This window comes from Alteromonas sp. KUL17, from assembly GCF_006538305.1.
GTDB lineage: Bacteria > Pseudomonadota > Gammaproteobacteria > Enterobacterales > Alteromonadaceae > Alteromonas > Alteromonas macleodii.
Genome location: NZ_BJKJ01000003.1, coordinates 255,805 through 269,021 on the forward strand (window position 1 = coordinate 255,805; position 13,217 = coordinate 269,021).

General features: G+C 43.8%; 11 protein-coding genes. 2 read left to right on the forward strand and 9 right to left on the reverse strand.

Annotated features, from left to right (window positions below):
- Nucleotides 1–5: 5 nt before the first annotated feature.
- From sucA to sdhC, 5 genes are all read right to left on the reverse strand, one after another.
- On the reverse strand, nucleotides 6–2,825 hold the full coding sequence (gene sucA / locus KUL49_RS04370) for a 2-oxoglutarate dehydrogenase E1 component (protein WP_131136425.1): 2,820 nt from the start codon (nucleotides 2,823–2,825) through the stop codon (nucleotides 6–8).
- A 176-nt stretch (nucleotides 2,826–3,001) separates the two neighbouring features.
- Nucleotides 3,002–3,712 (reverse strand): succinate dehydrogenase iron-sulfur subunit, encoded by a 711-nt coding sequence (locus KUL49_RS04375; RefSeq protein ID WP_012518362.1) that lies wholly within the window; start codon nucleotides 3,710–3,712, stop codon nucleotides 3,002–3,004.
- 14 nt (nucleotides 3,713–3,726) lie between these two features.
- Nucleotides 3,727–5,499 (reverse strand): succinate dehydrogenase flavoprotein subunit, encoded by a 1,773-nt coding sequence (gene sdhA / locus KUL49_RS04380; protein WP_014949447.1) that lies wholly within the window; start codon nucleotides 5,497–5,499, stop codon nucleotides 3,727–3,729.
- 1 nt (nucleotide 5,500) lies between these two features.
- On the reverse strand, nucleotides 5,501–5,848 hold the full coding sequence (sdhD, locus tag KUL49_RS04385; protein WP_014949446.1) for a succinate dehydrogenase, hydrophobic membrane anchor protein: 348 nt from the start codon (nucleotides 5,846–5,848) through the stop codon (nucleotides 5,501–5,503).
- Nucleotides 5,842–6,216: a succinate dehydrogenase, cytochrome b556 subunit gene (gene sdhC, locus KUL49_RS04390; protein WP_014949445.1), complete on the reverse strand. Its 375-nt coding sequence runs from the start codon at nucleotides 6,214–6,216 to the stop codon at nucleotides 5,842–5,844. The genes sdhD and sdhC overlap by 7 nt, the downstream gene beginning before the upstream one ends.
- A gap of 704 nt (nucleotides 6,217–6,920) precedes the next feature.
- Between sdhC and KUL49_RS04395 the strand changes: the two genes are divergently transcribed.
- Nucleotides 6,921–8,198, forward strand: a complete 1,278-nt coding sequence (locus tag KUL49_RS04395; RefSeq protein ID WP_014949444.1) for a citrate synthase — start codon at nucleotides 6,921–6,923, stop codon at nucleotides 8,196–8,198.
- Between the two features lie 99 nt (nucleotides 8,199–8,297).
- Nucleotides 8,298–8,720, forward strand: coding sequence for a DUF3429 domain-containing protein (locus tag KUL49_RS04400; RefSeq protein WP_014949443.1), 423 nt, complete (start codon nucleotides 8,298–8,300; stop codon nucleotides 8,718–8,720).
- A gap of 263 nt (nucleotides 8,721–8,983) precedes the next feature.
- Here the strand turns inward: KUL49_RS04400 and KUL49_RS04410 are convergent, their stop codons facing one another.
- The 4 genes from KUL49_RS04410 to KUL49_RS04425 all read right to left on the reverse strand — a co-directional run bounded on the left by KUL49_RS04410 (nucleotide 8,984) and on the right by KUL49_RS04425 (nucleotide 13,174).
- Complete coding sequence (locus tag KUL49_RS04410; protein ID WP_131136427.1) at nucleotides 8,984–10,444, reverse strand: phosphomannomutase CpsG; 1,461 nt, start codon at nucleotides 10,442–10,444, stop codon at nucleotides 8,984–8,986.
- A gap of 195 nt (nucleotides 10,445–10,639) precedes the next feature.
- Nucleotides 10,640–11,143, reverse strand: coding sequence for a GNAT family N-acetyltransferase (locus tag KUL49_RS04415; RefSeq protein ID WP_131136428.1), 504 nt, complete (start codon nucleotides 11,141–11,143; stop codon nucleotides 10,640–10,642).
- Between the two features lie 115 nt (nucleotides 11,144–11,258).
- The gene (locus KUL49_RS04420; RefSeq protein ID WP_131136429.1) at nucleotides 11,259–12,122 is read right to left on the reverse strand and encodes a pirin family protein; all 864 of its coding nucleotides are present in this window, start codon (nucleotides 12,120–12,122) and stop codon (nucleotides 11,259–11,261) included.
- Nucleotides 12,123–12,208: 86 nt separating this feature from the next.
- Nucleotides 12,209–13,174 (reverse strand): glutathione S-transferase family protein, encoded by a 966-nt coding sequence (locus KUL49_RS04425; RefSeq protein WP_131136430.1) that lies wholly within the window; start codon nucleotides 13,172–13,174, stop codon nucleotides 12,209–12,211.
- Between the last annotated feature and the right edge of the window lie 43 nt (nucleotides 13,175–13,217).

The following is a 13,217-nucleotide window of genomic DNA, read 5'->3' on the forward strand; positions in this document are numbered from 1 at the left end:
GTTCCTTATTTAATTGTGAGTGCGTTTTCAACCAGGGCTTTCTGTTGCTGGTTGTGAACGGATACATAACCTACTGCAGGTGACGAGGATGCATCACGGCCTGCATATGTTAATTTTGCACCATCTGGAATTGCTTGCCAGAAATGGTGTTGGCTACAGTACCAAGCGCCTTGGTTTTGAGGCTCTTCTTGACACCAAACCCAATCTTTTACGTGGCTGTATTGTGCCACAACTTTAGCGCATTCTTCTTGTGGGAATGGATAAAGTTGCTCTAAACGGATTATTGCAACGTCTGTTTGCTCATTTTTACGGCGTTGGTCTAACAAATCGTAGTAAACCTTGCCTGAACACATAACAACACGCTTCACATTCTTCGGATCGATATCATCAATTTCGCCAATTACGTTATGGAATTTGCCTTCTGCAAGTTCTTCAAGTGAAGATACCGCAAGAGGATGACGTAATAGTGACTTAGGTGACATTACGATAAGTGGCTTACGCATAGGGCGCACCACTTGGCGACGAAGCATGTTGTAAACCTGTGCAGGTGTAGAAGGCACACACACTTGCCAGTTGTGGTCAGCACACATTTGAAGGAAACGTTCAAGGCGTGCAGAACTGTGCTCTGGTCCCTGACCTTCATAACCATGTGGCAGTAGAACAGTTAGACCACACAAACGGCCCCACTTCGCTTCACCAGAGCTTAAGAATTGGTCAAAAACAACCTGCGCACCGTTAGCGAAGTCACCAAACTGGGCTTCCCAAATAGTCAGACATGTAGGCTCTGCTGTCGCATAACCATACTCAAATGCCATTACTGCTTCTTCCGAAAGCACAGAGTCGTAAATTTCAATTTCACCCTGACCTTCGCGAATATGCTGAAGTGGCATATACGTCGATGCGTCTTTTTGATTGTGCAATACCGCGTGACGATGGAAGAAAGTACCACGGCCTGAATCCTGGCCTGTAATACGAATATCTTCGCCGGCATCTACGATAGTGGCATAAGCTAAGTTCTCTGCCATACCCCAATCAAGTAGCTTTTCACCCGCGACCATCGCTTTACGGTCTTGGTAAAGCTTGTTTACACGAGACTGAAGTTTGTGCTCTTCAGGAATAGTAGTGATTGACTCACCTAGCTCTTTAAGCTTCTCAACTGAAAGCGCTCCGTCGTAAGGCGTATCCCAGTCGTGACCAAGGTACGGAGACCAGTCAACGCTATGCTCTGTCATTGGACGCCACTCTTCAACAACGCACGCGCCATGGTCAAGAGCTTCACGGTATTCTTCAACATAACGATCTGCATCACGTTGCTCTATCACACCTTCAGCAATTAGCTGATCAGCATAGATTACGCGTGGAACTGGATGCTTTTTAATTTTTTGGTACATCAACGGCTGCGTAGCATTTGGCTCATCCGCTTCGTTGTGACCATGACGACGGTAACAAACTAAATCAATTACAACGTCTTTCTTAAACTTATTACGGTATTCAAGCGCAAGCTGCGTAACAAAGGCAACCGCTTCTGGATCGTCTGAGTTCACGTGGAAAATCGGTGCCTGTACCATCTTCGCGATGTCAGTACAATATTGCGTTGAACGGGTATCTTCAGTCTTCGATGTAGTGAAACCAACTTGGTTATTTACCACAATACGAACTGTACCGCCTACAGCAAAGCCGCGAGTTTGCGACATGTTGAAGGTTTCTTGTACTACACCCTGACCAGCAATTGCCGAGTCACCGTGAATAGTGATAGGCAGTACTGTATTCGTGTCATCATTGCGGCGCGCAAGACGTGCACGTACAGAACCCATAACAACCGGGTTTACAATTTCAAGGTGAGACGGGTTAAACGCTAGCGCTAAGTGAACATTGCCACCTGGCGTTGCAAAATCAGAAGAGAAACCTGCGTGGTATTTTACGTCGCCCGCGCCTAGCGAGTCGTCGTGTTTACCAGAGAATTCATCAAATAGTACCGATGGGTTCTTGCCTAGTACGTTAACAAGTACGTTCAAACGACCACGGTGAGCCATGCCGATAACCACTTCTTTGGTACCTGCAGTGCCAGCCTTGGTGATCAAACCTTTCAGCATAGGAATAAGTGCATCGCCGCCTTCTAGAGAGAAACGCTTTGCCCCTGGGAATTTAGAACCCAAGTACTTTTCCATTCCGTCAGCCGCAGTAAGACCTTTAAGAATTCCTAGCTTTTCGTCGCGAGAAATTTCAGGCTTTGCCTGAACAGATTCAATTTTTTGTTGCAACCAGCGTTTCTGTTCAGTATCGGTAATATGCATGTACTCTGCACCGATAGAGCCACAGTATGTGCGGTTTAACGATTTAAATAGTTCACCCAATGGCATTGAATCTTTGCCAATGGCATACGAACCTACATTGAATACTGAATCGAAATCTTGCTCAGAAAGGCTGTGGTGAGAAAGTTCTAAGTCGCGTACACGCTCTTGTTTCCATAGACCTAGCGGGTCAAGGTTTGCGTGCTGATGACCGCGGAAGCGGAACGCATTGATTAACTGAAGAACTTTAACTTGCCTGTCGTCTGAAACATTTGCAGAAGGCACAGACGGACTAGACATGCGGGCGGTTGGCCCTAACGCAGCAAGTTGCCTAAATTGATTTTTAATTGTTGTATGATTGGTTTCTAACTCTACGCCATCGACTTTGGGGAGGTTATCGAAGATTTGTCGCCAATTTTCAGAGACACTTTGCGGGTCTTCTAAATAAGTTTCATACAACTCTTCAACATAGGCAGCGTTGGCACCTGCCATGTGCGAGGAATCCCACCACGCTTTCATCACGCTTTCTTGCATTTAATTTGCCTTGCTACGTTTTATAAAATCTAGTTAACAATCAAGATGTATTATAAGGTTATTCTCAGCATAACCAAGTGTTATAACAGCGAATATATAAAAAAATAGCCATCCTTTGGGGATGGCTATTTAGAGCATCGCTATCTGTAACTTTAGGAAGTTAACAGAATATAGTACTAAACAGCCCGTTGTAAAAGCATAGACTTAATTTGGCCTATTGCTTTTGTTGGGTTCAAGCCCTTAGGACATACACTTACACAGTTCATGATACCGTGACAGCGGAATACGCTGAACGCATCATCAAGGTCGTTAAGACGCTCTTCAGTCGCCGTATCACGGCTATCGATAAGGAAACGATACGCGTGAAGCAGACCAGCAGGACCGATGAACTTATCAGGGTTCCACCAGAAAGATGGGCATGAAGTTGAACAACATGCACATAAAATACACTCGTAAAGACCGTCAAGTTTCGCACGCTCTTCAGGTGACTGTAAGTGTTCACGCGCTGGCGGCTGCTTACTGTCGTTGATTAAGAACGGCTTAATCTTTTCGTACTGTGTGTAGAACTGCGTCATATCAACAACAAGGTCACGTACAACTGGTAGACCTGGAAGTGGACGAACTACTATTTTACCTTTGCCCAGTGCAGATAAAGGAGTGATACACGCAAGGCCATTTTTGCCGTTCATGTTCACACCGTCTGAACCACACACACCTTCACGGCAAGAGCGACGGAAAGAAAGCGTCGGATCCTGCTCTTTAAGTGCAAGTAGCGCGTCTAGCACCATCATGTCCTGACCTTCCTCTACTTCTAGAGTGTAGTCTTGCATGCGAGGCTTCGCATCTACTTCTGGGTTGTAACGATAAATCGAAAAAGTTAATTGCATGATCGTTGCCTCTCTTAATATGAACGCACTTTAGGCGGGAATGCTTCCCTAAGCTTAGGCGCCATATTCACTTCACGTTTAAGCATTTTATCAGTGTTCGGATCGTAGATGCTGTGGCATAACCAGTTGTCGTCATCACGGTCCGGGAAGTCGAAGCGGCTGTGAGCACCACGGCTTTCCGTTCTGAAGTTCGCTGCTACTGCTGTGCTGTACGCGGTTTCCATTAGGTTATCAAGCTCTAAACATTCAATACGCTGGGTATTGAAGTCTGCGCTCTTGTCGTCAAGGCGTGCATGCTTAAGACGCTCGCGAATTTCGCTAAGCTCTTTAAGACCTTCCGCCATTGCTTCACCTTCACGGAATACTGAGAAGTTAAGCTGCATGCATTTCTGCAAGTCTTTCTTAATTTGTACTGGGTCTTCGCCCTTACCTTTCTCTGAATTTTCCCAACGGTTGAAACGCGTCATAGAGGCTTCCAGATCAGACTCTGATGCGTCGCGTGTTGGTGCCATTTCAGACAATGTCTTACCAAGGTGTAAACCGGTCGCGCGACCGAATACAACAAGGTCAAGAAGTGAGTTACCGCCAAGACGGTTCGCACCGTGTACAGATACACATGCAATCTCACCACAAGCAAATAGACCGTTAACAACCTTGTCGTTACCGTTTTCATCAACCGTTAGACATTGGCCATCAACATTTGTAGGAATACCACCCATCATATAGTGACAAGTAGGAATTACTGGAATTGGCTCTTTCACTGGGTCAACGTGTGCAAACGTACGAGAAAGTTCAAGGATACCAGGTAGACGAGACTCAAGAACGTCTTTACCAAGGTGGTCAAGCTTAAGCTTAATATGAGTACCCCATGGGCCTTCACACCCACGACCTTCACGAATTTCAGTCATCATTGAACGCGCAACAACGTCACGACCAGCAAGGTCTTTCGCGTTAGGTGCATAACGTTCCATGAAACGTTCGCCGTCTTTGTTTAGAAGGTAACCACCTTCACCACGACAACCTTCTGTTACCAATGTTCCTGCGCCAGCAATACCCGTTGGGTGGAACTGCCACATTTCCATATCCTGAACCGCAACGCCTGCACGAAGTGCCATACCAACACCGTCACCGGTATTGATGTGTGCGTTTGTAGTAGATGCATAGATTCGACCAGCACCGCCTGTTGCTAGTACAACAGCGCGAGACTTGAAGTAAACCACTTCACCAGACTCGATATCAATTGCGGTACAACCCACAACGTCGCCGTCTTGGTTTTTAACTAGGTCGAGTGCATACCACTCAGAGAATACTTTGGTCTTGTTCTTTACGTTTTGCTGGTAAAGAAGGTGTAGAAGTGCGTGACCAGTACGGTCAGCTGCAGCTGCTGTACGAGCGCCCTGCTCGCCACCAAAGTTCTTAGACTGACCGCCAAAAGGACGCTGGTAGATTTTACCGTTTTCGAAACGAGAAAATGGTAGACCCATATTTTCCATTTCGATAATTGCTTCTGGACCAGTTTTACACATGTATTCGATAGCGTCTTGGTCACCGATATAATCAGAGCCCTTAACGGTGTCATACATGTGCCATTCCCAATTGTCTTCGTGTGAATTACCAAGTGCTACAGTAATACCACCTTGAGCAGACACAGTATGAGAACGGGTTGGAAATACTTTTGATAACAGTGCACATGATTTACCAGACTGCGAAATCTGTAGTGCTGCGCGCATACCTGCACCGCCAGCACCAATTACTACTGCATCAAACTCGTGAACGGGTAAACTCATTTTACACTCCCCACAATACGAATAGGCCAACAGCTACATAGCCGAACGCGATGATATTTAAGATATATTGTAGTCCTGCGCGCAGACCTGCTGATTTAACATAGTCTGTAAGCACCTGCCAAAGGCCGATGCGCACGTGGATCATCACTGCTACTAGTGCTGCCAATGTGAAAACTTTCATAGCAAGGCCAGAGAACAACCCTCGCCATTCGATAAACGTTAGGTTATCGGTGGTAATAAAGAACCACGCCATGAAAACCGAGTACGCGAAAATAATTGCTGCTGTAGCGCGAAGTGAAACGTAGTCTTGTACGCCGTCACGCTTAATGCTTGCTTGGTTGGTTACCATAATGCAACTCCCAATACTACGGTCAGTACAACCCAAAGTGCGATTACTGCTTTTGCACTTGTGTTACCCGACTCTAATTCTTCCCAGTGACCTAAATCCATAACAACGTGTCTTAGGCCGCCTAGAATGTGATATGTCAGCGCTGAAGCTGTGCCAATTGCGACAAATTTTCCAAAGAAACCGTCCATGATTGCTTGTACGTCCGCGAAACCTTCAGGCGAATGAACAGAAACTGCCCATGCCCAGATAACAAAAAGTAGCGCGAAGAACATTGCAACACCGGTTACACGGTGGAGAATTGACGAAATAGCAGAGGGCGGAAATTTAATAGTATTGAGTTCTAAATTTACTGGTCTTTGCTTTTTCACAATGTATGCCTGTTTAATCCGTAGGGGATAATGAATTTCTTACCTTTATTATGTCCTGAGTAAGTGAATTCGATTTTTAACCTGTTAATTGCCTCATCCACTGAGTTGTTAACAATTTGTGAATTATTCTTTAATGCCTGTAACAGAATAATTATTCCATTTCCAAAGCACCGCTGAGTATATCCAGCGTAGTATATAATTACAATTTTTTGTGCCGTAGTAAGACTTTAGTCGCTATATACACTCTTATGATAATTATTTTGAATAAAAAGAGATCAAAATTGAGCGCAACACGTTTAAACGAGCGCAATTACAGTGTTTAGAAGTTTACCAGCAGCTAAATGGAATAACTATGCATAACAACGAGAAATTAAGCACTTTTAATCTGTATGCGTATTTATTCCTCATCAAAAGGTTACTTTTTAAACTAACCTGTTAATATATTTATCGATCGGTGGTTTACCTTTATCGAAAAGCCATTGATAATTGCACCGTATCGGGCAAAGTGAAATCCCAACGAGTTAATTAATCGTTATCTGATTGCTAGTATTTTTTTAAGCAATTCGGAATATTTATTGTGCAAATATGCAATTAAATTGACTTGTTGGTGCATAATAAAGTACAAATACGCCCACTTTTCCCAACGAAGCGGATATTTTCGTCCGTTTTCGCTGCAAACAGAACCATTCTGAGGAGAGCATTTTATGGCAGATCAGAAAGCCATTCTTAAAGCCGGCGGTAAGGAAATCGAGCTTCCTATCTTGTCTGGCACCGAAGGACAAGATGTAATCGATGTCCGTACGTTAGGCCAGCACGGTTATTTCACGTACGACCCAGGTTTTATGGCGACAGGATCTTGCGAGTCTTCAATTACCTACATTGATGGCGCTCAAGGTGTATTATTACACCGCGGTTTCCCTATCGAAGAACTAGCGCGTGACGCAGACTACTTAGAAGTTTGTCACATGCTTCTTCACGGTGATGCACCAACAAAAGAACAGTACGAAGAATTTAAAGAGACAATTACTCGTCACACCATGGTACATGAACAAATTAACATGTTCTTCCACGGTTTCCGCAACGACGCCCACCCTATGGCAATGCTATGTGGTACCGTTGGCGCGATGTCTTCGTTCTACCACAGCGATTTAGACGTTTCTAATGAAGAACAGCGCATTCGCAGCGCGCACCGTCTAATTGCTAAAATGCCTACTCTTGTTGCTATGTGCTACAAGTACAATGTAGGTCAGCCGTTTGTTTATCCACGAAACGACTTAAGCTATGCAGCTAACTTCCTTAACATGATGTTCTCTGTACCAGCAGAAGAATATCAAATCAGCCCAGCTGTTGAGCGCGCGATGGACCGTATCTTTACGCTTCACGCAGACCACGAACAGAATGCTTCAACGTCTACCGTTCGTCTTGCCGGTTCTTCTGGTGCGAACCCATATGCATGTATTTCTGCTGGTGTTGCTTCACTTTGGGGGCCTGCTCATGGTGGTGCAAACGAAGCATGTCTGAACATGCTAGAAGAAATTGGCACAGTTGATCGTATTCCTGAGTTTATTGCACGCGCTAAAGACAAGAATGACCCATTCCGTCTTATGGGCTTCGGTCACCGTGTTTATAAGAACCACGATCCACGTGCAACGGTAATGCGTGAAAGTTGTCACGAAGTACTAAGCGAGCTTAACGTAAAAGATCCACTACTAGAAGTAGCAATGGAGCTTGAAAAGATTGCATTGAGTGACCCGTACTTTGCAGAGAAGAAACTGTTCCCGAACGTAGACTTCTATTCTGGTATCGTACTTAAAGCGATTGGTATTCCAACTAACATGTTTACGTGTATTTTTGCCCTGTCTCGTACAGTAGGTTGGATTTCACACTGGCATGAAATGATGAGCGACCCTAAACAAAAAATTGGTCGTCCTCGTCAGCTTTACACTGGTCATAACCAGCGTAAGTACACGCCAATTAAGTAGTAAATTAGTAAATACTGAACTAAGTATTACGCTTAATAGTAAAAATAGCGCCTTTAAGGCGCTATTTTTGTTTATACAAGATTACTTCAAGGAACAACAATGCCCTATTCAGCGGTTTTTCTAGGTATTGCCGGTCTCATTCCTTTTGTGGCTATGCCGCTGGCTTATCAGCTTAACCTGTTATCGCTTACACAAAGCGCCGTTTACTTTGTCCAATACTCAGCCGTTCTATTGTCTTTCTTTGGTGGTATCCATTGGTGGGACGCAATAAGTAATCAACGTTACGACAAGCAAATGTTAGTCGCTATGTTGCCGACCATAATTGGGTGGTTGTGTTTAGTGTTCTCTCACGACGTGAAGGTGTTTGGCGTTTTATCGCTAAGCTACGTCGCCGTACTTATTTACGACAAGTTTATCCTTAGTCTTCCTAAAGAGCAGATTGTAAGTTACATAAGCTTGCGGATGGGATTAACAAGTGTCGTTGTTATCTGTCACGCCTGGATGATTTACTTGCTCGTATAACGTTACTACTAACAGCTTAGCGTTAAAGGCATGACATTAGTTAATTGCAAAAAAGTAATAGAGGCAAAAGCCTGCGGTGATTAAGCGAGTGTCTAACTCAAACCGTAAAATTACGCATAACCAGCTTAAGCAATTGATAAATAGAGCTTTAACAAGTTCAAATCTCGAAAACAAAAAAGGCGATAATATCACTATATTATCGCCTTCGTTTTTTATTTATCTAGGGCCTGTTGACCTAGCGTTATTAACGAAAAGTACCGTGGTTATTCAGCGCGAATAAGCGAAAGTAGCTCTTCGGTTTTTTGTTCCATCAACGCAATGTCGCCTTTACTTTCGACGTTTAAACGAATAACTGGCTCAGTATTCGATTTACGTAAATTAAAGCGCCATGTGCCAAACTCCAGACCCAAACCATCGGTAGTATCGATTACGCTGGCTAGTGGCTGATATTTATTTGTAACGCGTTCCAGCGCTGCGTCAGCATCTTTTAGTTTACTGTTAATTTCACCAGAAGATGGAAACGCTTCAATTCGCGCTTTTACCATACTTGCTAGTGTTTGCTTTTTGACACACACCAATTCGGCAATTAACAACCAAGGGATCATGCCTGAATCACAGTAGGCAAAATCTCTAAAGTAATGGTGCGCACTCATTTCACCGCCATAGACCGCATCTTCTTTGCGCATACGCTCCTTAATAAACGCATGGCCGGTTTTCGACTTAATAGGTGTACCACCTGCATTCGCTACGATATCTTCTGTATTCCAGTATACGCGAGGGTCATAAATGATTTTACTGTCGGTGTTTTTCTCGATAAAGGCTTCAGCAAGCAAGCCAACGATATAATATCCTTCAATAAATTCACCATCAGCGTCAAACAAGAAGCAGCGGTCGAAATCACCATCCCATGCAATGCCAAAATCAGCTCCCGACGCTTTAACAGCGTCAGCCGTATCAGCACGGTTTTCAGGTAACAATGGATTGGGGATGCCGTTTGGAAATGTACCATCAGCATTGTGATGTACTTTAACAAACTCTATCGGAACACCCTGCGCTTTCATTTCTTGTTCAATGGCGTCAAGTGCAGGGCCTGCTGCACCATTACCAGCGTTAACTACCACTTTTAACGGTGTAAAATTACTTAAATTCACATAAGACAGCATGTGAGAAACATAGTCAGACATACACGATTTAACCGCATATTTATCGGTTTCAGAAAGCTTGTCTTCTTTTACATGGGCCGTACCGTTAAAAAACGCATCAGCATCAATCAACGCACCCTCAGTGTAGTGTGCTAATCGCTCTGACACGAAGCTATCTTCTAGTGCTTCCGCTTTCTCTTTTATCGCGTTTAGGCCTGTGTCGCCACTAATTGGAACAGAGCCTGACTTCACCAGTTTCATACCGTTGTAATTAATGGGGTTATGACTTGCCGTTACTTCAATACCACCATCAACGCCAAGGTGTTTGGTAGCGAAGTAAATTTCTTCTGTTCCTGCCATGCCAATATCGGTCACTGTTGCACCAGCATCGATAAGACCTGCGCTTAACGCTAATTTCAATGGTGTTGACGTAAGACGCACATCACTACCAACAACAACAGTTTCCGCATTTAATTCTTGCGCAAAAGCATAGCCAATTCGATACGCTACATCTTCAGTCAGTTGTGAGTTCAATTCGCCACGAATATCGTACGCTTTAAAGCAGGTAATTGGGGTTGCCATTTGGATCGAAATTCCCTGTGTTTTAACAATTTATGATTACATTATCGCCTTTTACAACAAAAAAAGCGCATACGCCCCTTTGTTATTGTCGTAAAAGAATTTAGACATACCGATATTAAATCATTAGAGGGAGTGAATTACTAATTCAATTTGAACAGCACAACGTTTTGCTCACGCTGTTTTCAATAGATGAGTTTAAAGCGCGAGTTCGAAGTAGATACTGTTATGGAAAGCGCCTTTATGTCGATACTTTCGGAGAAAACACAGCGTAGGAGTAAAACTACTCTTGATAAGGACTTTTTCAGAAGCGGCGTTATTATCCATGACTTCAGCAGTGAGCAATTTTATGCCCAAGCTTTTGGCCTCCTCAATTAAAAATGAGACGCAGTGAGAAGCAATGCCTTTTCCACAATCCTTCTCTGCAACTCGATAGCCGATTTCCGCCTTTTCGCCTGCTCTATTTTTGATGTTAGCACGCGCTACAATCTGGTTATTTCGTTGCTCATCAACAAGCACATAACCCCAAGCTCTTTTCTGCTGTTGAAGGTAAAGCAATTCGCTAACGTGGTAGCCAACGCCGTCCAAAGAATAAAACCCTGCGTCTCTTGGTGCAACAGACATTTCAAAATAAGCTTTATTACTACGCTCAAAGTCTAAAAGTGATAGCACGTGTTTTTCGGCGACGCTTTCAAAATGCATTGGCGGTGTTGCTCCTTGCTGAACCTAATGAAGAGGTATTAATTAAAAGCCCAGTCTAATACCAGTCCGCATAGATAATTACCCATAGTCGAATCAAAACAGGCAAACCTTGTATCTACTTTGCTAATGAACCGCTTTGGTAATCGTTAAATGCCTGAATAATTTCCTGCTGAGTGTTCATTACAAAAGGCCCATATTGGACCACAGGCTCTTCAATAGGTTTACCTGAGACCACTATAAACTTACAACCCGTATCAGCGGATACAGATAGCTGCTTGCCACTTTGTGACAAAACACCCAGCTCTCCCTGCGACACAATTGTTTCTTTGCTAAGTTCGCCGCTATTAATAACCACGATTCCCTCGTACACATAAATAAAGGCAGCTTCATCCGAACCCAGTGCAATTTCCGAACTCCCGCTTCGTAGTGCAACGTCTAAAAAAGTAGGAGCAACCGCCGTTGTCTTCACAGGCCCTTTCACACCTTCAATTTCACCTGCTAACACTTTGATTACTGCATCTTGAATGTGTACTGTAGGCACACTATCTGGCTGTATGTCTTGATAGTTCGGCGCTGACATTTTCTCTACGGCCGGAAGATTCACCCACAGCTGAAAGCCTTGTAACAAGCCCTCCTCCTGCTCTGGCATTTCTTCATGTATTATGCCTCGGCCCGCATTCATCCATTGAATGCCACCAGCATCAATAACCCCCTCATTGCCTACAGAGTCTTTATGGCGCATTTTTCCTGCAAGCATATAAGTAACTGTCTGAAAACCACGGTGAGGATGTGGTGGAAAACCAGCAATGTATTCACCTGGATTATCTGAACCAAAAAAATCCAACATTAAAAAGGGATCGAGGCGAGGTAGATCAGGTTGCCCAATAATACGAGTAAGCGACACCCCCGCGCCATCACTTGTTGGCATACCTGTAACCACTTTCTCTATCGATTTTTGTTCACTCACTTCCACTGACATAATGTGTATCTACCTTAAATCTTAGCCTTCACTATCTTTTACGAGCTTCACGTTTAGCTTTTTGTATTACCGACCTTTTGTGTGCTTTAACGTTCTATTTTATCGCGACCGTGAGGCGACATAAGATCTTGCTCTGGCCCGACGGGGATTACCTGGGTTGGATTTATCATAGTGTGGCTGTAGTAATAGTGCCTTTTGATATGGTCGAAGTTTACCGTTTCAGCAACGCCCGGAACTTGATAAAGTTCTTTCATATAGCCGTAGATGTTTGGATAGTCTCCGATTTGCTTTTTATTGCATTTAAAATGCCCGTGATACACAGCGTCGAAGCGTATCAGCGTGGTAAATAAGCGCCAGTCTGCTTCTGTTATTTTGCTGCCAACCAAATAACGTTGTTTACTCAACCTTTCTTCAACCCTATCTAGCGCGCAGAACAATGCAGTTACTGCCTCTTCATAGGCCTCTTGCGTTGTAGCAAATCCAGCTTTATACACGCCATTATTTATGTCGTGATACACCATATTGTTGATGGCATCAATTTCTTCACGTTGGGCGTTAGGATAATAATCGTCTTCATTATTAGTCAGTGAATTAAACCCACTGTTAAAAATACGAATAATTTCAGCTGATTCATTATTAACGATAGTTTCTGTTCGTTTATCCCAAAGGATTGGAACAGTGACACGGGTGGTTATCTCAGGTTCTGCCTTAGTATAAATTTGATGCGCATAATCGAAGTTATAAAGCTTATCTCCCGTTGACCCTGGGTAATCTTTAAACTCCCAGCCTTGATCAAGCATCTCAGGGTGTACCACCGAAACATCAATATGCGCCTCCAATCCCTTTAACTTTCTAAATATGAGCGCCCTGTGGGCCCAAGGACAAGCTAACGAGACATAAAGATGATAGCGATCAGATTCAGCGGGAAACGTGGAACCACCTTCGTTACTGACTTTGTCACGAAATTTAGATGCTTGGCGCTCAAATTTCCCACCATTTTTGCTGGTGTCGTACCACTTGTCTTGCCATTTTCCATCAACGAGTAAGCCCATATGCCTGCCCCTTTTTATTACTTCATTAAACAATGAATTCATT

Bases quoted from the DNA above. Each gene is read 5' to 3' on its own strand.
- sdhD (WP_014949446.1), bottom strand. From the start codon at position 5,848: ATGGTAACCAACCAAGCAAGCATTAAGCGTGACGGCGTACAAGACTAC.
- KUL49_RS04420 (WP_131136429.1), bottom strand. From the start codon at position 12,122: ATGTCAGTGGAAGTGAGTGAACAAAAATCGATAGAGAAAGTGGTTACA.
- KUL49_RS04375 (WP_012518362.1), bottom strand. From the start codon at position 3,712: ATGCAATTAACTTTTTCGATTTATCGTTACAACCCAGAAGTAGATGCG.
- KUL49_RS04410 (WP_131136427.1), bottom strand. From the start codon at position 10,444: ATGGCAACCCCAATTACCTGCTTTAAAGCGTACGATATTCGTGGCGAA.
- KUL49_RS04395 (WP_014949444.1), top strand. From the start codon at position 6,921: ATGGCAGATCAGAAAGCCATTCTTAAAGCCGGCGGTAAGGAAATCGAG.
- sdhA (WP_014949447.1), bottom strand. From the start codon at position 5,499: ATGAGTTTACCCGTTCACGAGTTTGATGCAGTAGTAATTGGTGCTGGC.
- KUL49_RS04415 (WP_131136428.1), bottom strand. From the start codon at position 11,143: ATGCATTTTGAAAGCGTCGCCGAAAAACACGTGCTATCACTTTTAGAC.
- KUL49_RS04425 (WP_131136430.1), bottom strand. From the start codon at position 13,174: ATGGGCTTACTCGTTGATGGAAAATGGCAAGACAAGTGGTACGACACC.
- KUL49_RS04400 (WP_014949443.1), top strand. From the start codon at position 8,298: ATGCCCTATTCAGCGGTTTTTCTAGGTATTGCCGGTCTCATTCCTTTT.
- sucA (WP_131136425.1), bottom strand. From the start codon at position 2,825: ATGCAAGAAAGCGTGATGAAAGCGTGGTGGGATTCCTCGCACATGGCA.